This is a genomic window from Neisseria sp. S1 (genome assembly GCF_048060015.1).
Classification (GTDB): domain Bacteria; phylum Pseudomonadota; class Gammaproteobacteria; order Burkholderiales; family Neisseriaceae; genus Neisseria; species Neisseria arctica.
Genome location: NZ_JBLUPI010000009.1, coordinates 82049 through 103660, shown reverse-complemented (window position 1 = coordinate 103660; position 21612 = coordinate 82049). Strand labels below are relative to the sequence as shown.

General features: G+C 47.4%; 16 protein-coding genes. 13 read left to right on the top strand and 3 right to left on the bottom strand.

Features of this window, described 5'->3' with window-relative positions:
* Positions 1-40 precede the first annotated feature (40 nt).
* Positions 41-256: a 50S ribosomal protein L31 gene (gene rpmE, locus ACEPPX_RS08485; RefSeq protein ID WP_047760871.1), complete on the bottom strand. Its 216-nt coding sequence runs from the start codon at positions 254-256 to the stop codon at positions 41-43.
* Positions 257-563: 307 nt separating this feature from the next.
* Between rpmE and dacB the strand changes: the two genes are divergently transcribed.
* From dacB to secB, 3 genes are all read left to right on the top strand, one after another.
* The gene (gene dacB / locus ACEPPX_RS08480) at positions 564-1952 is read left to right on the top strand and encodes a D-alanyl-D-alanine carboxypeptidase/D-alanyl-D-alanine-endopeptidase (RefSeq protein ID WP_416623664.1); all 1389 of its coding nucleotides are present in this window, start codon (positions 564-566) and stop codon (positions 1950-1952) included.
* 121 nt (positions 1953-2073) lie between these two features.
* Positions 2074-2334: a glutaredoxin 3 gene (grxC, locus tag ACEPPX_RS08475; RefSeq protein WP_047760869.1), complete on the top strand. Its 261-nt coding sequence runs from the start codon at positions 2074-2076 to the stop codon at positions 2332-2334.
* Positions 2335-2419: 85 nt separating this feature from the next.
* Positions 2420-2857, top strand: coding sequence for a protein-export chaperone SecB (gene secB / locus ACEPPX_RS08470; RefSeq protein WP_047760868.1), 438 nt, complete (start codon positions 2420-2422; stop codon positions 2855-2857).
* A gap of 103 nt (positions 2858-2960) precedes the next feature.
* On the opposite strand, the gene ACEPPX_RS08465 is transcribed toward secB, so the two are convergent.
* Complete coding sequence (locus ACEPPX_RS08465; protein ID WP_416623663.1) at positions 2961-3338, bottom strand: DUF488 domain-containing protein; 378 nt, start codon at positions 3336-3338, stop codon at positions 2961-2963.
* 122 nt (positions 3339-3460) lie between these two features.
* Positions 3461-4690, bottom strand: coding sequence for a serine/threonine transporter SstT (gene sstT / locus ACEPPX_RS08460; RefSeq protein ID WP_416623662.1), 1230 nt, complete (start codon positions 4688-4690; stop codon positions 3461-3463).
* 335 nt (positions 4691-5025) lie between these two features.
* Between sstT and ACEPPX_RS08455 the strand changes: the two genes are divergently transcribed.
* The 10 genes from ACEPPX_RS08455 (at position 5026) to ACEPPX_RS08410 (ending at position 21612) form a co-directional block, all read left to right on the top strand.
* The gene (locus tag ACEPPX_RS08455; protein WP_416623661.1) at positions 5026-6867 is read left to right on the top strand and encodes an autotransporter assembly complex protein TamA; all 1842 of its coding nucleotides are present in this window, start codon (positions 5026-5028) and stop codon (positions 6865-6867) included.
* A gap of 3 nt (positions 6868-6870) precedes the next feature.
* On the top strand, positions 6871-10746 hold the full coding sequence (locus tag ACEPPX_RS08450; RefSeq protein WP_416623660.1) for a translocation/assembly module TamB domain-containing protein: 3876 nt from the start codon (positions 6871-6873) through the stop codon (positions 10744-10746).
* A gap of 171 nt (positions 10747-10917) precedes the next feature.
* Complete coding sequence (gene obgE, locus ACEPPX_RS08445) at positions 10918-12072, top strand: GTPase ObgE (RefSeq protein ID WP_416623659.1); 1155 nt, start codon at positions 10918-10920, stop codon at positions 12070-12072.
* 79 nt (positions 12073-12151) lie between these two features.
* Positions 12152-13177, top strand: a complete 1026-nt coding sequence (locus ACEPPX_RS08440) for an Abi family protein (protein ID WP_416623658.1) — start codon at positions 12152-12154, stop codon at positions 13175-13177.
* 90 nt (positions 13178-13267) lie between these two features.
* Positions 13268-14677, top strand: a complete 1410-nt coding sequence (gene cysS, locus ACEPPX_RS08435; protein WP_416623657.1) for a cysteine--tRNA ligase — start codon at positions 13268-13270, stop codon at positions 14675-14677.
* 239 nt (positions 14678-14916) lie between these two features.
* Positions 14917-16158, top strand: coding sequence for an aromatic amino acid transporter (locus ACEPPX_RS08430; protein ID WP_416623656.1), 1242 nt, complete (start codon positions 14917-14919; stop codon positions 16156-16158).
* Between the two features lie 253 nt (positions 16159-16411).
* A complete protein-coding gene (locus tag ACEPPX_RS08425) occupies positions 16412-17440 on the top strand; it encodes a lysozyme inhibitor LprI family protein (RefSeq protein WP_416623655.1) in 1029 nt (342 codons plus the stop codon).
* A 106-nt stretch (positions 17441-17546) separates the two neighbouring features.
* Positions 17547-18449, top strand: a complete 903-nt coding sequence (locus tag ACEPPX_RS08420; protein ID WP_416623682.1) for an RnfABCDGE type electron transport complex subunit B — start codon at positions 17547-17549, stop codon at positions 18447-18449.
* Positions 18450-18677: 228 nt separating this feature from the next.
* Positions 18678-20360 (top strand): type IV-A pilus assembly ATPase PilB, encoded by a 1683-nt coding sequence (gene pilB / locus ACEPPX_RS08415; protein ID WP_047760859.1) that lies wholly within the window; start codon positions 18678-18680, stop codon positions 20358-20360.
* 10 nt (positions 20361-20370) lie between these two features.
* Entirely contained in the window at positions 20371-21612 is a 1242-nt protein-coding gene (locus ACEPPX_RS08410; protein ID WP_047760858.1) for a type II secretion system F family protein, read from the top strand.

The window sequence follows — 21612 nt, the reverse complement described above, 5'->3', positions numbered from 1 at the left end:
GCTGCCGCGGCAGCCTTTTTTAATAAGCAAAATGTTCGGATTAACGTTTGAACATATTGCCGAATTTTTGATTGAATTTGTCCACGCGACCGGTACTGTCAACGATTTTTTGTTGGCCGGTGTAGAACGGATGGCATTCAGAGCAAACCTCAATAGAGAAGTTTTCTTTAGCCATAGCCGATTTGGTAACGAATTTGTTGCCGCAAGAGCAAGTTACGTTTACATCGTGGTAATCCGGATGAATGCCTTGTTTCATGATTTTCCTTTCGATTTAGCGGGCATAGGGATTTTGCCTATGCTTCAGAGTCAAGCGGCCTAATGTATCAAAATTTTCAAATATTGGCAAGGTTTACATAGATATAAGCATGATAATCGGTATGCAATACGGTAGTTCTGCCACAACACCATTTCTATAGCCGTTTTAAAATAGCAAACGATCTGCCGTCCTTTACAAAAAATTCATACCGTTTGTCGTAAAGCGTTGGCAAAAAAAGCCGGAGTGTTTACGCTTATCATTAGTTAAAGGGCAAAAAGCTCCCTTTGTCCATTCAAGGCCGTCTGAAATGTACCACCGTATCCTTTTACTGATTGTATTGTTTTGCAGCCCTTACCTTTGGGCATTTGATTTCGGCAAAATCCCTCCCGAAGAAGTCTCCGTGTATATACAGGATTTACAGACCGGCAAAGTATTGGTATCGCACCGGGCCGATACCGCCGTAAACCCGGCCTCCGTAATGAAACTGGTCACTACCTTTACCGCTTTGCGTAGCTTGGGAAGCGATTACAGCTGGCAAACCGAATGGAAAAGTGATGCACCGGTGAAAAATCATATACTCGAAGGTAATTTATATTGGGTAGGAAGCGGCAACCCGGTTTTGGATCAGAATGATTTACTGGATATGCAGAGCCAGCTTGCCGCCCGCGGCATTCGACACATCAGAGGCCAATTGGTGCTTGATCGCCAAATCTGGAGCAATAACGGCAGTGCGGATGATTTCGACGCCGACAGTGCCGAGACTTTCGCCACACCGCCGGATCCGCACATGCTGGCCTACAAAGTAGTATGGCTCAAACCTGAACGCAACGAGCAAGGCATCACCACCGTTACCTTGAACCCTCCGCTCCCGGAAGTACCTCAACAATACAATATCGGCCTTTACCCTTCTGCCGCAGGCTGCCCTTCTCTAAAAAGTTACCTCAATGCCCGATATCAAAACGGCACACTGGTTGCCGAAGGCCGCATTCCCGAACCCTGTTTAGGGCAGGAAATGTTTGTCAATATGCTCGATAGCACCGATTTTGCCGCCCGCAGCTTTATCAACCAATGGCGTGCCAACGGGGGAACCATTAACAGCGGCTTCCGCATCGGAATCACTCCAAAGCATGCAACAACTTTGGCCGTAAACCACTCCAAACCGCTATCAGACGTACTGTCCGACATGAATAAAAATTCCAACAATATCATTGCCCGCAGTATTTTTCTGACACTCGGCAATCTTCATTCGAAACAAGGTGATACTGTTGCAGATGCCCGAGCCGAAGTCCGACGTCAGCTGGCACAAGCCAATATCGACGATGAAGCACTGGTACTCGAAAACGGCTCCGGCTTATCTCGGCGCGAACGCGTCAGCGCCAGAATGATGGGAGAAATTCTTGCACAGGCTTACCACAGCTCTTTTCAGAAAATATTTATAGACAGCCTGCCAATAGGAGGATACGACGGGACTCTGAAAAAACGCTTTAAAAATGCAACGCAATCACTGCATCTCAAAACCGGCACCCTGAAAAACGTACGGGCATTAGCCGGCTACCGCTTACCGCAAACTTCAGGCGAACATCCACTGGCTATTGTATTGATTGTAAATAGCGAGCAGGCCGGTAATTATCCAAGCGAAATGGACAGCCTACTTTCGGCATGGCTACAAACCGCCCAGGCTACCGTTATGCCGTAATCTTAAATTTATGCTATGGTAGCGGCAATCATAGAAGCTCCGCGGTACACTTGCAAATTGGCCGCGTACCCTCATATAAAGGTATAACGATAACAATCCGACACACCAAGAGTATTCGATTATGCAAGCGATTAAAATGTACACCGGCCCATACTGCCCTTATTGCACCATGGCCAAACAATTTTTAAAATCCCAAGGCATTACCGAAATCGAAGAAATCCGTGTCGACCAATCGCCTGAAAAATATGCCGAAATGCAGCAGATAACCGGCCAACGCAGCGTACCGCAGATTTTTATCGGCGATACCCACGTTGGCGGCTTTACCGACCTTTATAACCTGCATCAAAAAGGCGAACTACAAGATCTGCTGGCAGGAAAATAACCTTACCAAGGTATTTTTCAGATAATTTTTATTTCCATTGCGCTGCTGATACGGCAGCCTAACAACCTTGATAGAAAGAGTCCTCATGAGCGAAGAACTGCAACCCGTATTCAGTATCGAAAAACTATACGTAAAAGACATGTCCTTGGAAGTACCGCACGCACCGCGTATTTTCTTGGAAAACGGCGAACCTGAAGTAGATATGCGCGTTACCACAGAAAGTGCCAAGCTGGAAGATGAATTTTACAATGTAGACGTAACCGTAACCGTAACCGCCAAATTGGCCGATGAACGTGTTATGTTCTTGAACGAAGTAACCCAAAGCGGCATTTTCCGTTTAGCCAACATTCCTGAAGAAGACGTGAAATTACTGTTAGCGGTTGCCTGTCCGAACATTCTGTTCCCTTATGCCCGCGAAGCCGTATCCAGCACTGTAACCCGTGCAGGTTTCCCGCCGGTGTTGCTCGCTCCGATTAATTTCGAGGCTATGTACCAGCAAACCGAACAAGCAGGTAATGCATAAATCCTAGCTGCGTAGTTTAAGAAATAAAGCCGTCTGAAAATTTTCAGACGGCTTTAACAATTTATGCATATCCACAAATATCTAAATATTTTCAGAAAATCTCTCACGAAGAAGCCGTTTGAAACGGTTCTCCTAAATATTCCAGTAATACCGTAAGGTGCGAATGCCGCAGCTCCTTCACGGCACTGAGCAAGCGCACTTCAGGATATATCGACGATAGTCTATTCAATTCCTGAATAGCTTGCCGGGCTTCCTTACTCTCCAATTCCGCCAAATATTTCACACGGAATTCGGCATAGTGCGCCTCCGGCTTTTCATGATACCACTTACGCAGCTGGGTAGAGGGCGCAACATCTTTTAGCCACACCACGCCCGCCATCCTTTCTTTAGTAATACCACGTGGATATAGGCGGTCGACAAAAACCGCACACACACCAGCCGGGTAGTCACCAAAATCATAAATACGCTGTACGGTAAACATAGCAAGACGCCTTAAAAAAAAGAAATCGGAACATGATAATTTTATATCAGCCCCAATAGAAAAAGGCCGTCTGAAAATTTCAGACGGCCTTAAACAATACTAAAATATGCGTAAGTATAATCTTACAAATTCCCTTCTTGGCGTTGGCGCCCGATATCGGCGGCTGCGGTAAACAATACGTCGGTAGAAGAGTTCAAAGCAGTTTCGCAAGAATCCTGCACCACACCGATAATGAAACCAACGGCAACCACCTGCATCGCTACGTCATTTGAAATACCGAACAAACTGCATGCCAAAGGAATCAACAGCAATGAGCCGCCTGCCACACCTGACGCGCCGCACGCACTAATCGTTGCCACCAAGCTCAAAAGCATTGCCATCCAAAAATCAACCACAATACCTTCGGTATGGGCGGCAGCCAATGCCAAAACAGTAATGGTAATAGCGGCACCCGCCATATTGATGGTAGCACCCAAAGGAATAGAGATTGAGTAAGTATCTTCGTGCAGATTCAACTTTTTAGCCAATGCCATATTCACCGGAATATTTGCGGCAGAACTGCGAGTAAAGAAAGCCGTCACACCGCTTTCACGCAAACAGGTAAAGACCAGCGGATAAGGATTGCTTCGGATTTTCCACCATACAATAATCGGATTAACCACCAAGGCAATAAACAACATACAGCCCACCAATACCACCAACAAGCGGGCATAGCTTGCCAAAGCGTGAAAACCGGTTTCCGCAATGGTAGATGCTACCAAGCCGAAAATACCTAAAGGCGCAAAACTAATGACCCATTTTACAACTGTAGAAATGGCATCTGCCAAATCAGCCACCACCAGCCGAGTTTGCTCCGATGCATAGCGCAAGGCCGCTCCGATCACCAAAGCCCAGGCCAAAATACCGATATAGTTGGCATTGGCAATTGCATTCACCGGATTGGCCACCAGATTCATCAGCAATGTTTTCAATACTTCAATGATACCTGAAGGGGGGGCCAAGTCGACTGCATCCGTCTGCACCAAAACAATATTGGTCGGGAACATGAAACTGGCCGCCACAGCCGAAAGTGCAGCCAAAAAAGTACCGATCATATACAACACGATAATCGGTTTGATATAAGCTTCATTACCTTGCTGGTGCTGAGCAATCGCGCTTATCACCAATACGAATACCAATACGGGGGCAACCGCTTTCAGCGCCCCTACAAACAAATTGCCCAACAAGCCTACGGCCAAACCACCCGCCGGCCATAACCAAGCCAACAAGATACCCAACACCAAACCGATCACAATCTGCTTGACCAGGCTGACGCGTTGGAAAACACCGATAACCGGATTTCCGTTCGCCATGACAACTCCTTACATAATTGTAAAAAACGGAACATTTTAAAATAAAACACCTCCAATAAGGCAGGTATTTATCAAAAACAGCAATAATCGCCAACAATCTATATCACATTTAAAAAATAATGCCAACAAAAACTCATATTACGCTTAAAATTACGATAAATTTTGTAAAACCGATTATTTTTAATATTCAATATAACCTATTACAATCACTTCACCTAATTTCTGTTTATAAAAAATTTATCATTTATTTATCATTTATTCCGTCTCATAATGCGCCAATTGGCGAAAAACAATGTTAGAATTTATATCTAACCGTATTTAACCCTCTTGTTTGTATGGCTTTAATTTCTCTGAAATACCGTTGGCTTAGCGTTCTACCCACAGCTCTCAGTTTGGTCTGCACACCTACATTTGCAGCAGATATCATACCAGCGTCTTCCTCCTCCGGTTCCAATTCCGCCACCACTTCCGACAATACCGAAGAAAAACCCAAAGAGCCAAAATATCCCGTTAAAGTTGAAGTGGATAATGAAGAAATCTACTCTTTTATTACAACTTATCTACCTCTGATTACCCAACAATATGAAGAAGAATTAGACCGTGAACAAATCGGTTTTCTCGCAGAGGATGCACCTCAGCAAATTCAGACTATGCTGCGTACGCGCGGTTACTTCAATTCGCAAGTAACCGTTTTTCCATCCGGCAGCGGCTATACGGTGAACATCAAGCTCGGACCGCAAACTACCGTTGAAAATGTCAACATCGCTATCTTGGGTGATGTGCTGCAAGATGAAAACCTTGCAAATTATTATAAAGAAGGCTCAAACAGATGGAGTCTTCCGGTCGGAGATACCTTTTCCCAAACAGAGTGGGACAACAGCAAGACCGCCGTACTTGCAGCCGTTACCCGTAAAAAATATCCGTTGGCCACCATCAGCCATTCTCAAGCCACGATCGATCCGAATAAAAATCAAGCTGACCTTAGTATTACTGTTGAAAGTAAACAGCCGATTTACTTTGGCGATTTCCAAATCAGCGGTACCAAACGATATCCTGAAAGTGTAGTAAGCGGCTTAGCACAATTCCAGCCGGGTAGTCCTTATGATCTCGACAAACTACTTGACTACCAGCAAGCACTTGAGCAAGACGGCCATTATTCAGGTGCCTCCGTACAAGCCGACTTTAATAACTTACAAGGTGACCGCGTACCCGTGAAAGTTGCCGTTACCGAAGTCAAACGCCAAAAACTGGAGCTCGGCTTGCGCTATGATTCAGAATACGGTCCCGGAGGGCGCATCGGCTATGATCATTACAACCTCTTTAACCGAGGCTATATTGGATCGGCCGTCATAGACACCGATAAATACGAAACTACCATTGCCGCCGGTATCAGCCAACCGCGCAATAACCGCGGGCATTACTACACGACCAATGTGGCCTACAGCCGCTCTACCACCCAAAATCTTGAAAAAAACACCCTCAGCAGCGGTATTTGGCGCGTGCGTGACCGTGACGGCATCGAATCCCGTCTCGGCATTGAATACATTACCGAAAGCCGCCGCGTACCAGATAGCAATTACGATCTCGGCCGCAGCCATGCCACGATGCTAACTGCCTCTTGGAAGCGCCAAGATATCGAAACCCAGTTACGCCCTGCCAACGGCTATTACTTAGACGGGAAAATCGGTGCAACATTAGGTACTTTGTTATCCTCCACCACGATGGCACGGGGCAATGTGCGCGCCGGCTATTACTACACACCTGAAAATACCAAAATCGGTACTTTTGTCGTACGGGGCCAAGCAGGCTATGTTTATGCCAAAGAAACCAGCAATGTTCCATCAAGCCTGATGTTTAGAACCGGCGGCGCAACCAGTATTCGTGGTTACGAACTGGACAGCATCGGCATGGGAGGTCCCGGAAATTCGGTTTTACCCGAACGCGCCGTGGCCGTTGCCAGTTTGGAATACCAATATCCTGTAACCAAAAACTTCTCCGCTGCCGTATTCCATGACATGGGCGATGCCGCATTAAATTTCAAACAAATGGAATTAAAACACGGTACAGGTATCGGTATCCGCTGGTTCAGCCCGGTGGCTCCTTTCTCATTTGATATTGCCTACGGGCACAACGATAAAAAACTGCGCTGGCATATTTCCTTGGGAACCCGCTTTTAAGATATGAATGCCAATCAAGAAACCTTAACTATGCCGTCTGAAACACCGACGGAAACACCCGAAAATGCAAACGCCCCCCAGCCTAAAAAAACACATTGGCTGCGCCGTATCCTAATTACGGTATTTGTTGTTTTATTATCGCTAGCCGGCTTCATTGGATGGCTGATCTCAACCGAATCAGGACTGCGTTTCGGACTCCATACCCTGCCTTCATGGCTTGGCGTACAGATTCGCTCGAAAAACCTACAAGGTACATTTCTCAAAGGCTTCAACGGTGATAAATGGCGCATTGAAACCGAAAGCAGCGACCTTGATATCTCTAGCATTGTATTTGCTTGGCAGCCCAAAGAACTGTGGCAGAAAAAGCTACACATCAACCGTATTGCTTTGGGTGATATCCATATCACACCCAAAGATGCGCCGCCTAAAGAAAGCACACCAGCAAAAATGCCCGAAAGTGTCAAACTGCCGATAGAAGCAGCAATCGACAGCATTGAAGTGGGCAAAATTACCAGCGGCTCAAACCAAGCCCTGCTTCTACAGCATCTGCTTGCGTCATACCAATACAACCACCAGCTGCATCACCTGCGCATACCTGATATTCAAACCCCTTGGCTCAACGGCAATGGAGAATCCACCCTAGCCCTCAAAAAGCCTTTCAAAATCAGTACAATCCTCAATGGTGAAGGCATTCTCGACGATACCCCTGTCAACAGCGCCCTACGCCTTTACGGCACCCTGCAAGATGTATCCACCGATATCACTATCGAGGGAGGAGATGTACGTCTTTGGGTAGAGTCAGTTGTACATCCCTTTGGAGCACAACTCAACGATAAAATAGAACGTATTGAAATTACAGGGGTTAATATTAATCCTCGTGCCTTTGTATCGACCCTACCCAAGGCTGACCTTACTTTTAACGCCAGCCTTTTACCCGTAATCAACAACGATATCGCACTGGAAGGGTCGATTGATTTGACCAACAAACAAGCCGCCACAGTAGATACAGAGGGAATTCCCGTACGCTCACTCTTGGCTGATTTCACCGTAAACAACAGAGGTCTGCTCACAATTGGTTCAGCGAAAGCCGCCTTATTACAAAAAGGTACGGTAGACCTCTCAGGTAAAATTCAAACCAATGAAAGAGCAATCGATCTGACCGCCACCCTGACAAACATCGCCAGTACCGATGCCCTTGCACAAACATTCCCGCTCAACTTAAACGGCAGTGTCAAAACAACCGGCAGTTTCGATAATCCTGAAACCGCTTGGCAAATCGACAGCGGTACAGCTACAAGTACAGGCATCCTGAGCATTTCAACCGATACCCGCCAAGGGCAACGAACACTGTTGATCAAAGAAGGAAAAATCCAACCTAAAGGCGGTGGTGAAATGAAATTTGCCGGGAAGTTGGAGCTTTTCCAAAAACAACTTTTAGACGTTACCGTTAACAGCGTCAACTTCAACCCCAACAAACTGCATCCCAATTTCCCTTCCGGCAGCGTAAATGGCAATATCAAATTAACCGGCGAACTAGCCGAGCAAGTTTTCAACGGCAAAATGTTATTCGGACCGAGCACTTTGTCAGGCGTACCACTGCGCGGCAGTGCCGATGTGCTTTACCAGCAACAACACTTATCACAAGCCGTTACCGATATCCTGCTTGGGCGCAACCGTATTAAAACAAATGGCAGCTTTGGCAAAGCAGGTGACCGCCTAAACCTAGACATCAATGCTCCAGACTTAGACAAATTCGGCTTCGGCCTAAACGGCTTACTCACGGCTAGGGGTTACATTGCCGGAGAACCTTCCAAAATAGAAGCCAATCTCAGCGGTCAGGCACGCAATCTTCGCTTAAGCAGTACCCTTCAAGTCAACAATTTAGACTTCAAACTGCAAGGCTCTCCCGATTACAACCGGCCTCTAAATGTCGAACTCCAAGGCAATAAAATTATTATTCCCGGACAAGCACAGCCAACCACAGTAGATACCGTTAACCTTGCTATCAAAGGAACAGGCCATAACCATACCATCCGTGGTAGCGGAAACATGGCTCTTTCAGGCAAAAACTATAAACTGGATATTGATGCAAAAGGTGGCTTGAACAACCAAAACCAATGGAAAGGCGTACTGGATATCCTTGATATCAGCGGTGCCTTCAACCTAAAACTTCAAAACCGCATGACACTGGAAGCTGGTCCGGAGAGAGTCAGCATGAGTGCGGCACGATGGGCCGCAATGGGCGGCAGCCTTAATCTGCAAAGCTTTCTATGGGACAAACGCAGTGGTATCGCCACAAAAGGCAGTGCCAACAATTTGGCGATATCCGAGCTGCATAATTTTTACACCCCGCCTCTGGAGCATAACTTGGTTCTAAGCGGCGATTGGGATTTGTCTTACAGCAGAGATACGCGCGGCTACCTGAATATCCACCGTCAAAGCGGTGATATCATTCTGCCGCATCGCAGACAACCATTAGGCCTAGGCGCGCTAACCCTCAACACCCGCTTCCAAAACGGGCGAATCGACAGCACGCTGGACGGTGTCACCGCTTACGGTAACCTCAACGGCAATCTGGTTATCAGCCAACAATTCGGCAACGATATTACCCAAGCCCCCGTTAATGGCAGCATTCGCCTCAATGCCCCCGATCTTGATCGTTTCCGCAATCTGCTGCCCATCGGCCAAAGCCTGAAAGGCAGCTTGATCGGCAATGCAACCATTAGCGGACGACTGGGAATACCCCAATTAAACGGCACACTTAACGGCGATAACCTTTATTACCGAAACCGGGAAATAGGTCTGTTCCTCGACAACGGCACTTTGCGCTCCCGCCTTAGCGGACAAAAATGGTTGATCGACAGCCTGCGCTTCCAACGCGGCGGTACCGTTACCCTAAGTGGCAATGTAGGCCTGAACCAAAACTCTCCGCAAGTCAATGTTACCGCCCTGTTCGACCGTTACCAAACACTCGACCAACCCAATCGCCGCCTAATGCTTAGTGGTGATACCCGCCTCATTTATACTGAAAAAGACGGCGTATTGCTTACCGGCACTTTAAAAGCCGACCGAGGCTACTTTAGCTTCCAAAAAGGCAGTATGCCCACCTTGGGAGATGACGTGGTCGTCTTAGGCGAACCTCCCAAAGCCCCGGCTACCAGTACCCCCATCAACATGAACCTGACTCTTGATCTCAACGACTCAGTGCGCTTTAGCGGCGAAGGCTTAGACGTTACCCTAGGCGGGCAGCTCAACCTTGCTGCCAAACCCGGGCAGGACGTACAGGGTGTAGGCACAGTACGCGTTACCAAAGGTCGCTACAAAGCTTACGGGCAAAATCTGGAAATTAGCAAAGGTAACATCTCTTTTGTCGGCCCGCTTTCCGATCCCAACCTCAACATTCGTGCCGAACGCCGAATGTCGCCGGTAGGTGCAGGTATCGAAGTATTGGGTAGCCTTAATAACCCGCGTATTACATTAGTAGCCGACGAGCCGATGAGCGAAAAAGACAAACTCTCTTGGCTGATTCTCAACCGCCCCAGCAGCGGCAGCGATAGCGACGAAGCAACTCTATCCGCAGCAGCAGGCGCACTTTTGGCTGGGCAAATCAACGACCGTATCGGCTTGGTAGACGATTTTGGCTTCACCAGCCAACGAACCCGTAATGCCCAGACGGGGGAGCTCAACCCAGCCGAACAAGTATTAACCGTCGGCAAACAGCTAACCAACGAGTTGTATCTCGGATATGAATACGGTGTCACCAGTGCCGACCAATCAGTCAAACTGATTTACCAACTGACCCGCGCGATACAGGCTATTGCCCGTGTCGGCACATCATCTTCGGGCGGTGAGCTAAAATATATTATCCGTTTCGACTAACCAACACCCGATTCACCTGAAAACGCCGCTTCTGCAAACCCTCCGTTTACAGAAGCGGCCAATTTTTTCAGACGGCCTGACAACATATCCTTTATAATCACATTCATTCCAATTATTTTTCAGACGGCCTTTTCAATAACAAAAGCCGTCTGAAACCTTGCAGAGAACAATATGAAATTTATCGATGAAGCCAAAATCGAAGTAGTAGCGGGCAAAGGCGGCAACGGTGCCGTAAGCTTCCGCCGTGAGAAATTCGTACCGCGGGGCGGTCCTGACGGAGGTGACGGCGGCAAAGGCGGCAGCGTTTGGGCATTAGCCGACGAAAATATCAACACCTTGGTTGAATACCGCTTCGTCAAACGTTACCAAGCCAAAAACGGTGAAAAAGGGCACGGTTCAGACCGCTACGGAGCCGGTGCCGAAGACATCACCTTACACATGCCCGTAGGCACACTAATCCGCGACGTTGATACCGACGAAATCGTTGCCGACCTCACCTACCATGGCCAACGCGTGTGTTTGGCACGCGGCGGCAAAGGCGGCTTGGGCAACATCCACTTCAAATCATCAGTCAACCGCGCTCCCAAACACGCCACCTCCGGCGAAGAAGGCGAAGCACGCACCCTGATGCTTGAACTCAAAGTCTTGGCCGACGTCGGCCTACTGGGTATGCCCAATGCCGGTAAATCTACATTGATACGCGCCGTTTCGGCTGCCCGCCCCAAAGTGGCCGACTATCCGTTTACCACCCTGCATCCCAACCTCGGCGTGGTACGCATGGACGAAAACAACAGCTTTGTCATGGCCGATATTCCCGGCCTGATTGAAGGCGCAGCAGAGGGGGCTGGCTTAGGACACAGATTCCTCAAGCACCTGTCCCGTACCGGCCTGCTGCTGCATGTAGTGGATTTGGCTCCGTTTGACGATAGCGTTAATCCTGCCGAAGAAGCACTAGCTATTGTGAACGAATTGCACAAATATGATGAAGAGCTGTACAGCAAACCACGCTGGCTGGTATTAAACAAACTTGATATGCTCGATGAAGAAGAAGCCCAAGAGCGCTCAGCGGCATTTTTAGAAGCCATCGGCTGGGATTACCCCGCTCCCGACGACCGCTTCGGATTCGACATGAATACCCCGCGCCTCTTCAAAATCAGCGCGCTCGCCCATCAGGGAACGCAAGAGCTGGTACAGCAAATCAACCAATATCTGCTGGAGAAAAAACGTATCGAAGCTGAAGCCGCCGAAGCTAAGAAAACGGCCGCCGCGGTTGAAATGGCCGATCAGCAATCACAAACGGATACAAGTGTGTTTAAGGCAGATTAAGTGTATAAGCAAAAGATATCCTGAAAAGTTATCATATTTTCAGAATGCTTTTTATGAAATATTAGAACAAAAAACAACGATGAAAAGCCCCAAAGTTTGGCTAGATCTTGACAGTCAGTTAGATCTTTTAAAAGATCGCAAATTACGCATTACAGATGATACCAAAGCCAAAGCATATTTGGCACGAATTGGATATTATCGGCTCAGCGGATATTTTTATCCCTTGCGAGAGGTATCTGGTGAAGTGATTTTGCTAGACAATGGAAAAAAACCACAAAAGGTTAAAGTAGAAAAATGTATTTTCGATTCATTTAAGCCGGATGCTTGCTTTCAGGATGCAATCGACTTATATGTTTTTGATAAGCAATTACGCTTATTAGTAACCGATGCACTCGAGCGGATTGAAATTGCCTTGCGGACTGATATTGCTCATACATTGGGCGAGTTAGATCCATTTGCCTACCTTCGCACCGAATACCTGCATCCTTCTTTTTATCAGACCCTTGATTCCCAAAAAGGAATTAGCAAACATCATGAGTGGATTAGCAAACACGCCACCTTGATTATGCGCTCAAAAGAAGAATTTATCCGCCACCACAAAACAAAATATGGATTGCCCATTCCTATTTGGGTAGCATGTGAAGTGTGGGATTTTGGTACTATGTCAGCTTTATTTGCTGGTATGCGTGAGCAAGAGCAAGATAAAATTTCAAGTAAATATGGCATTCACAATGGGCGTCTTTTTGCCACATGGCTACGTAGTTTGAATTATTTGCGGAACATATGCGCACATCACAGTCGATTATGGAACAGAAATATCATAGATCAACCCAAACTGCCTAGTAAAGGTGATCTGCCGTGGTTAAGTTTATTTCATGATGAAGCTTGCAAGTCTCGCTGTTTCTTACTAATCTGTATTTGTAAGCATTTACTAGAAATAATCAATCCCTCATCCAGCTGGAAAGATAGGATGTACGCTCATTTACTGGAATTTCCACAATTAGAACATTTAGGATTAAGTATACAAGGAATGGGAGCACCACATGACTGGGAAAGCCTCTGGAAAGAAAACTCCCCAGCAGAGCCAGCCGTAAAAACCGACTGAGGACCTGAGGGGAGCCGTGTTACTTTGTATCATACAACTTTCCCTGATTTGTGTCAATTTTTTAAAACCCCATCCGACAACGAAACCACCATGCTAAACCTCTACAACACCCTAACCCGTCAAAAAGAACCCTTTGCCCCCATCAACCCCGCAAACGTGCGTATGTATGTTTGCGGCATGACCGTTTACGACTATTGCCATTTAGGCCATGCCCGCGTGATGGTGGTGTTCGATATGATTGCGCGTTGGTTGCGACAAAGCGGCTATCCGCTCACTTATGTCCGCAACATTACCGACATCGATGACAAAATCATCGCCCGTGCCGCCGACAACGGCGAAACCATTACCGAACTAACCGCCCGGTTTATCGAAGCGATGAATGAGGATGCCGCCGCTTTGGGTGTGTTACGCCCCGATGTGGAGCCGAAAGCCACCGAACATGTAACGCAAATGATTGCCATGATCGAGCGTTTGATTGCCAACGGCAAAGCCTATGCCGCCGACAACGGCGATGTTTACTACGCCGTGCGCGAATTTCCCGCCTACGGACAACTCTCGGGCAAATCACTTGATGATTTGCGCGCCGGTGAACGTGTGGAGGTCGATTCTTTCAAACGCGATCCTTTAGATTTCGTGTTATGGAAGGCCGCCAAACCCAACGAGGCAGACTTTTGGGAAAGCCCTTGGGGCAAAGGCCGCCCCGGTTGGCATATCGAATGTTCGGCCATGAGTGAGGAATTGTTCGGCGATACTTTTGATATCCATGGGGGGGGAGCAGATTTGCAGTTTCCGCATCATGAAAACGAAATCGCCCAAAGCTGCGGTGCACACGGCGGCCATTGCGGACACAGCCACGCCGGAAAAACCATTGAAAGTCATGTGAAATACTGGCTACACAATGGCTTTATCCGTGTAGACGGTGAAAAAATGTCTAAATCCTTGGGAAATTTCTTCACCATTCGCGATGTATTGAAGCAATACGATGCCGAAGTGGTGCGCTTCTTTATCCTACGCGCCCACTACCGCAGCCCGCTGAATTACTCCGATGCCCATCTGGATGATGCTAAAGGCGCGCTCACCCGACTTTACACGACGCTGAAAAATACTCCCCCGGTAGAATTTGATATTCACGAAAATGCCAACGACTATACCCGCCGCTTCTTTGCTGCTATGAATGATGATTTCGGTACGGTAGAGGCTATGGCGGTATTGTTCGAGCTGGCTAACGAAACCAATAAAACAGGTAGTGCCGAGTTGGCAGGTTGTCTGAAAGCCTTGGGCGGTATTATCGGACTATTACAGCGTGAACCTAAAGAGTTTTTGCAAGGAGGAGCTTCAGACGGCCTGTCAAACGAAGAAATTGACGCACTGATTGCCCAACGCAAACAGGCGCGCACTGAAAAAAACTGGGCCGAGTCCGACCGAATCCGCGATTTGCTGCAAGCGCAAAATATTATTTTGGAAGATAGCGCAACAGGCACCAGCTGGCGACGCGGCTAATTTGATTCCAAACAGGCAGTCGACTGCTATCTTGTCAAAGATTCCCAGCTTCTTCCCGGAGTTTGCCCAATTATGATGTAGATGCCGTCTGAAACTTTTCAGACGGCATCTGACTTAATTGCAATATAATAATCAGATCCCGTAAATCCAAATAACCAGCAAATTCAAAAACAATTTTATTATGGTTTAGACCATATATTTTTTGGATTTCAAAAACTTGTCCACTCGGAAAGGAAATCATGTCTGCAAAAAATCCGTCACTTATCGGCGGCGCATTGATTATCGCCGGCACCGTTATCGGTGCCGGTATGTTTGCCAACCCTACCGCCACTGCGGGAATTTGGTTCACAGGTTCGTTAATTGTATTGTTTTACACTTGGTTTTGCATGCTTTCTTCAGGGCTGATGCTACTCGAAGTCAATACGCATTACCCCCATGGCGCCAGCTTTGATACGATGGTCAAAGATTTACTCGGTCCGGTATGGAACACTATTAACGGTATTGCCGTTGCTTTCGTGCTGTATTTACTGACATACGCCTATATTTTCGTTGGCGGGGATCTTACCGCGCAAGGTTTGGGTAACTTTCTCGGCACCCCCGTCGCCCTGCCTGTAGGACAACTTGTATTTTTTCTAATATTGGCTGTTTGCGTATGGCTTTCTACCCGCGTTGTCGACAGGCTTACCGCCATCATGATCGGAGGCATGGTAATCACCTTTTTCTGGGCTACCGGCGGCCTGCTCGGCAGCATCAAGCTCCCCGTTTTATTCGATACCCAAGCTGCCGAAAATACCCGTTATTGGATTTATGCGGCGGCGGCTCTGCCTGTTTGTCTGGCATCATTCGGCTTTCACGGTAATGTATCAAGTTTGCTCAAATACTTTAACGGTGATGCGCCCAAAGTAGCCCGTGCTCTGTGGATAGGTACACTTATCGCATTGGTTATCTATATTCTTTGGCAAGCGGCCATACACGGCAACCTGCCGCGAAATGAGTTTGGCCCCGTTATTGCTGCCGAAGGGCAAGTTTCAGTCTTGATCGAAACGCTTTCCCCCTTTGCCTCCACAGGCCATATGGGTAGCCTGCTAACACTGTTTGCCTATTTGGCGATTGCAACTTCATTTCTCGGCGTAACCCTCGGCCTGTTCGACTACCTTGCCGATAAGTTCAAATGGAACAACACTCTATTGGGAAGAAGCAAAACAGCCGCCCTCACCTTCTTACCTCCACTGGCCGCTTGTTTGGCATTCCCTACAGGTTTCGTAACGGTTATCGGCTATGTCGGCCTGGCTGCTACTGTTTGGACCGCATTTATTCCGGCCATGCTGCTTTACCGTGCACGCAACCGCTTTCCGAATACTGCCGGTTATCGTGTCTTCGGCGGCCGTATATTGATCGTGTGGATTTTCCTCTTTGGCGTAGTAAACGTTGCGGCCCAATTATTAAGCCGCTTTGAGATGGTACCCGTATTTAAAGGATAGGCCGGCTTTACCCTTTTCTTTAAATATGATCGCTACGAAAATAAATTTTCTATAATCAAGAAGCCGTCTGAAAATTTTCAGACGGCTTTTCCAATATCTAAACAGTTGCCTAAATATTTATTTTCAACTTCTCTAACCAAATAGCCGGTCCGTATGCAACCGCTAAAGCCTGTAAAAAAGCGGTAAAATTTTACCCTACCCAAGCCCTTTTGCTATGATGCACACAGATAAAACCAACCGCAAAGGCAGAATCATGCATTCAAAAAAATGGCTCACCTTGGCACTTATGGCAACAACATTAAGCGCCTGTAGCGATAAAGCAGAAGAAAATACTACGCAACTGGCCTGTAACGATCCGGCCGTTATACAAAACGTACGTAATAATATCCAAGACACTATCAAACAAGACGCCCGTGCTTTCGCACAAAACGATACCCGCCAATTTGTCGATGCAGATAAAGTGATTGCGGCGGCAAGCGAATTGTTGATTAATCTTGAAAACGCCAAACAAGAAAACCGTAACGGTACACAAGTCTGCACAGCCAATCTGGACATCCGGATTCCAGCAGGTAATTTGACCGCTACTCAAACCAACAGCCCACTGCTGTACCCCGACCAAGCCATTCCCCAAATCATCCAACAGCGTACCGCCGGAACGACCTTGCAATACGATGGCAGCGGCCGCTTCACACAAAATATCAGCTACACGCCGGTTACAGATAACGGACTTAAAGCTGTCAATTATACCGACAACAATCTAACCTCTACCGCACAGCTATTGTCAGCAGTTCTGATGCCATACGGAATTAAAGACATCCTTGTCATCAACGGCCAACCCGTTAACCGAGCTGATGCGCTTAACTATCTGAAACAACCGCCGGTAGAGCTTCCGCCATCACTCGATCCCCAAGATATTCTGGATAATAATGCCGCCAGTACGGTTATGAGCGGAACTGAAAATACCCAACCTGCAGAAGTGCTCACCCCCGCTATTACCAATAATGAAGAAATTCTCTTTTCGGCTAACGAATTGGAGCAAGCCCGCACCAACAACCGCAATGCCGATAATGAAATCAACGCATTATGGAACCGCATTGATCCTACCGTACAACAAAGCCTGTTAAGCGAGCAGCGCAGCTGGATTCAAAGCAAAAACAACAGCTGCCGCCAAGCCGCCGCAACCGCCAATACAACCTTACAGGCCGAATATATGCAACTGCAATGCGACACCCGTATGACACGCGAACGCAGCCAGTATTTGCGCGGATATACCATCAATTAAATCCGTTCCTATATTTTGGGAAAAGCCGTACATATATCATCAATGCCGTCTGAAATTTTTCAGACGGCATTGCATTGTCCGATGTACTATTTACCATTGCATCAATCTGTTAGAATACAGCGCTTTTGATTTCCAAGCATATTCCGCCATGAGTACCAATGTCGACACCATCAACCGCCTGCTACCTCAAACCCAATGCCGGGAATGCGGCTATCAAGGCTGTCTGCCTTATGCAGAAGCTTTGGCCGCCAATCAAGCCGACATCCATCTATGTGCGCCCGGCGGAGAAGTCGTCATGCAAGATCTATCGCAGTTGCTCAAACGCCAACCCCAAACTCCAGCGAAAATCCAAACTCCCGCACTTGCTTGGATAGATGAAAACGTTTGCATCGGCTGTACCGCATGTATCCGCGCCTGCCCTGTTGATGCCATTATGGGTGCGTCCAAATTAATGCATACCGTACTGGCGGAAGAATGTACCGGCTGCCGCCTGTGTATTCCCGCCTGCCCCGTCGATTGCATCCATATGCGGCCTGTACAAGTCTCCCATCTACCGATTTCGTGTTCTCTAGCGCAACAAAACAATCCACGGTTTGCCGCTGCCGAACATGCCCAAGCACGATACCAATGGCACACTGATCGCAAAATACGCGATGCCGCCGAACGCAAAACTTATCTGGCCGAACGTGAAACCGCTTCAAAAATTAAAACCCAAACAACAACAGAAGCTGCAAGCGCGCCCGCATCCAACGCTTTTAACCCCACAGCCCTGATTGCCCAAGCCATGGCCCGTGCTCAAGCACAACAAGCCCAACGAACCGTACCAGCAAACAGAGAAACCTACCAAGCACAACAAGTTGAAGAGGCCAAAGCACGGGCAACATACCGACGGGCCCAACGCGATTTGAAATACGGTACCGAATCAGAAAAAGCCGCCGCTCTTGAATGGTTACGCGCTTATAAAGCAGAACAGGAACAGGCCAAAAACAACTCCTCCCCATCAAATTAACAAATGCGCCTCATATCACTCCGCCAAACTGCAAAGCCATATAGTCCGGTAACCCAACACACCCCACCGGCAAGCCGGCAGCCAAGCGTAAAAAACCAACATGGTATTTGGATACGCACCCAAGTTACTTTATAATAGTTACCCTTTAGATAGTTAAATTTCAAAACATCCGACGGCACCATTGCAATACCGGAAGCCACTCGGGCCTAAACAGACAGGTTACCTAGAATGAGTGTTGGGTTATTAAGAGTACTGGTACAAAGCCAGATCGTGACCGGCGATAAAATCGAGCGCTATCAAAAAGCATTGGATGATTACAAAGACATCATCCCCATGCTTTTCGATGAACACATCATCACACCCCAAGCACTGGGTGAATTATTAGCCCGCATTTTTAGCTATCCACTGTTGGATCTGCGCTACTTTCCCCGTACCAATATCCTTACCGATGTGTTGACGGAAGAACAAATGCTGCAGAACCGCTGCATACCGATTTTCCGCCGCGGTCGGAAAGTATTTTTAGCCGTCTCCGACCCCACCCAAATTCAAAACTTCCAAAAGGCCGCCTTCACCTCAGGCACATCAATAGATTTGGTCATCGTCCGTGACGATCAACTCAGCACCCTGCTCGAATGGTTAGGACAAAGGTCAACAGCCATCCTTAATGAAATCAGCAAAGAACAATCGGATTCGGCCCAGCAGGGCGGTATGCTGTATGTGGATAACGAAGAAGCCGAAGATGGCCCGATTGCCCGGTTCATCCACAAAACCTTATCCGATGCCCTTAGTGCCGGCGCTTCAGATATCCATTTTGAATTTTACGAACAAATGGCTCGCGTACGTTTCCGCGTAGACGGGCAGTTGCGTGAAGTAGTCCAACCTCCCGTAGCCGTACGCGGACAATTGGCTTCACGCATCAAAGTAATGGCAAGACTCGATATTTCCGAAAAGCGTGTACCGCAAGACGGTAGAATCCAAATCGCATTTCACAAACATGGCCGCCCGATTGACTTCCGTGTCAGCACACTGCCCACCTTGTTTGGAGAAAAAGTAGTGATGCGGATTCTGAATTCAGATGCCGGTTCCCTGAATATCGACCAACTCGGTTTCGAGCCTTTCCAAAAAGAATTACTGCTCGACGCCATTCACCGCCCCTACGGCATGGTTTTGGTGACTGGTCCGACAGGCTCGGGCAAAACCGTCTCACTGTATACCTGCCTGAATATTCTGAATACCGAAAATGTAAACATTGCCACGGCGGAAGACCCGGCGGAAATTAATTTACCCGGCATTAACCAAGTCAACGTAAATGACAAACAAGGTCTTACCTTTGCCGCTGCCCTGAAAGCATTTTTGCGTCAAGACCCGGACATTATCATGGTAGGGGAGATCCGCGACCTTGAAACGGCCGACATCGCCATTAAAGCCGCACAAACCGGCCACATGGTATTCTCGACCCTACACACCAATAATGCCCCTGCCACTTTGTCCCGTATGCTAAATATGGGCGTTGCCCCATTTAATATCGCCAGTTCGGTCAGCCTGATTATGGCACAGCGCTTGCTACGCCGTTTATGTCCAAACTGCAAAGCACCTGCCGAGCGGCCACCGCTGCCGGCACTGAAAAAAGCAGGTTTTTCAGATGAGGATATTGCAAAAGATTGGACACTATACCGCCCCGTCGGTTGTGACAGTTGCCGAGGCAAAGGGTTTAAAGGACGTGTAGGCGTCTATGAAGTTATGCCGGTCACCGAAGAAATGCAACGAGTGATCATGGAAAACGGCACCGAAATTGATATCCAAAATATGGCTTACAAACAAGGCATGGTAGACTTACGCCATGCAGGTTTATTAAAAGTTATGCAAGGGCTGACCTCACTAGAAGAAGTATTGGCAAATACCAACGATTAAAGGCTGAATAATGAGTCAAAACCAAAAAAAGAGCAGCATTTTTACTGCCAGAACCAAGGGAAAGCGTTTTAGCTTTGAAGGGAAAAACACCCATACCGACCAACTCGTCCGCGGTGAAGTAGCTGCAAAAGACGAGGATGAAGCACGCAAAAAACTTCAGCGCCGCGGCATCAAACCTATCCGTATCAGTAAGGTAAAAGAAGTTAGAAAACGTCGTATTACGCAAGAAGACATCACCGTTTTCACCCGCCAATTGGCAACCATGATGAAAGCCGGGCTGCCATTAATGCAGGCTTTTGAAATCGTTGCACGCGGCCATGCCAACCCGGCAATGACCCAAATGCTAATGCAGATACGCGCAGAGGTAGAGCAGGGCAGCTCCTTATCCCGTGCATTTGCCAAACATCCGAAATATTTTGACCGTTTTTACTGTAATCTGATTGCGGCTGGTGAAACAGGTGGGGTGTTGGAAGGCCTGCTGGACAAATTGGCTTTATATAAAGAAAAAACCCAAGCAATTAAACGTAAAGTTAAAAGTGCTCTTACCTATCCTGTTGCAGTCGTTACGGTTGCAATTGCCTTAATCATTATTATGATGATGTTTGTGTTACCAGCGTTTAAAGAAATATATAGCAATATGGGAGCTGAGCTACCCGGATTGACATTGATTATGATGTCTATTTCTGATTTTTTTGTTGCCTATGGCTGGTTAATCATTTTGGGTATCATTGCAGGTATATTTATTTTATACAAATTTCATGAGCGTTCACCATCATTTCAAAAGCGTGTAGATACCCTACTTTTACGTTTACCTATTTTCGGAATCATCGTTCGAAAAGCCACTATCGCACGTTGGGCACGAACTACATCTACTCTTTTCGCTGCAGGGGTACCACTAGTTGAAGCATTAGATTCTGTAGCAGGGGCTGCCGGTAATATTCTATACGAAGAAGGAACTCAAAATATTCGTGCCAAAGTTAACCAAGGTTTGTCTCTTACATCCAGCATGCAAGCCACAGACCTCTTTCCAAACATGGTATTGCAAATGGCTTCGATTGGTGAAGAATCCGGCTCTCTTGATGATATGTTGAACAAAGCTGCTGAGTTCTATGAAGATGAAGTAGATAATGCGGTTGGCCAATTATCTACGCTGATGGAACCTATTATTATGGTCGTGTTAGGCTCAATTATCGGTGTAATACTGATTGCCATGTATCTACCGTTATTTAATCTTGGTAACGTGGTGGGCTAA

Coding starts and splice junctions, on each gene's coding strand:
- sstT (WP_416623662.1), bottom strand. CDS start 4,690: ATGGCGAACGGAAATCCGGTTATCGGTGTTTTCCAACGCGTCAGCCTG.
- grxC (WP_047760869.1), top strand. CDS start 2,074: ATGCAAGCGATTAAAATGTACACCGGCCCATACTGCCCTTATTGCACC.
- ACEPPX_RS08455 (WP_416623661.1), top strand. CDS start 5,026: ATGGCTTTAATTTCTCTGAAATACCGTTGGCTTAGCGTTCTACCCACA.
- secB (WP_047760868.1), top strand. CDS start 2,420: ATGAGCGAAGAACTGCAACCCGTATTCAGTATCGAAAAACTATACGTA.
- cysS (WP_416623657.1), top strand. CDS start 13,268: ATGCTAAACCTCTACAACACCCTAACCCGTCAAAAAGAACCCTTTGCC.
- ACEPPX_RS08410 (WP_047760858.1), top strand. CDS start 20,371: ATGAGTCAAAACCAAAAAAAGAGCAGCATTTTTACTGCCAGAACCAAG.
- ACEPPX_RS08430 (WP_416623656.1), top strand. CDS start 14,917: ATGTCTGCAAAAAATCCGTCACTTATCGGCGGCGCATTGATTATCGCC.
- ACEPPX_RS08425 (WP_416623655.1), top strand. CDS start 16,412: ATGCATTCAAAAAAATGGCTCACCTTGGCACTTATGGCAACAACATTA.
- ACEPPX_RS08465 (WP_416623663.1), bottom strand. CDS start 3,338: ATGTTTACCGTACAGCGTATTTATGATTTTGGTGACTACCCGGCTGGT.
- pilB (WP_047760859.1), top strand. CDS start 18,678: ATGAGTGTTGGGTTATTAAGAGTACTGGTACAAAGCCAGATCGTGACC.
- ACEPPX_RS08450 (WP_416623660.1), top strand. CDS start 6,871: ATGAATGCCAATCAAGAAACCTTAACTATGCCGTCTGAAACACCGACG.
- obgE (WP_416623659.1), top strand. CDS start 10,918: ATGAAATTTATCGATGAAGCCAAAATCGAAGTAGTAGCGGGCAAAGGC.
- ACEPPX_RS08440 (WP_416623658.1), top strand. CDS start 12,152: ATGAAAAGCCCCAAAGTTTGGCTAGATCTTGACAGTCAGTTAGATCTT.
- rpmE (WP_047760871.1), bottom strand. CDS start 256: ATGAAACAAGGCATTCATCCGGATTACCACGATGTAAACGTAACTTGC.
- dacB (WP_416623664.1), top strand. CDS start 564: ATGTACCACCGTATCCTTTTACTGATTGTATTGTTTTGCAGCCCTTAC.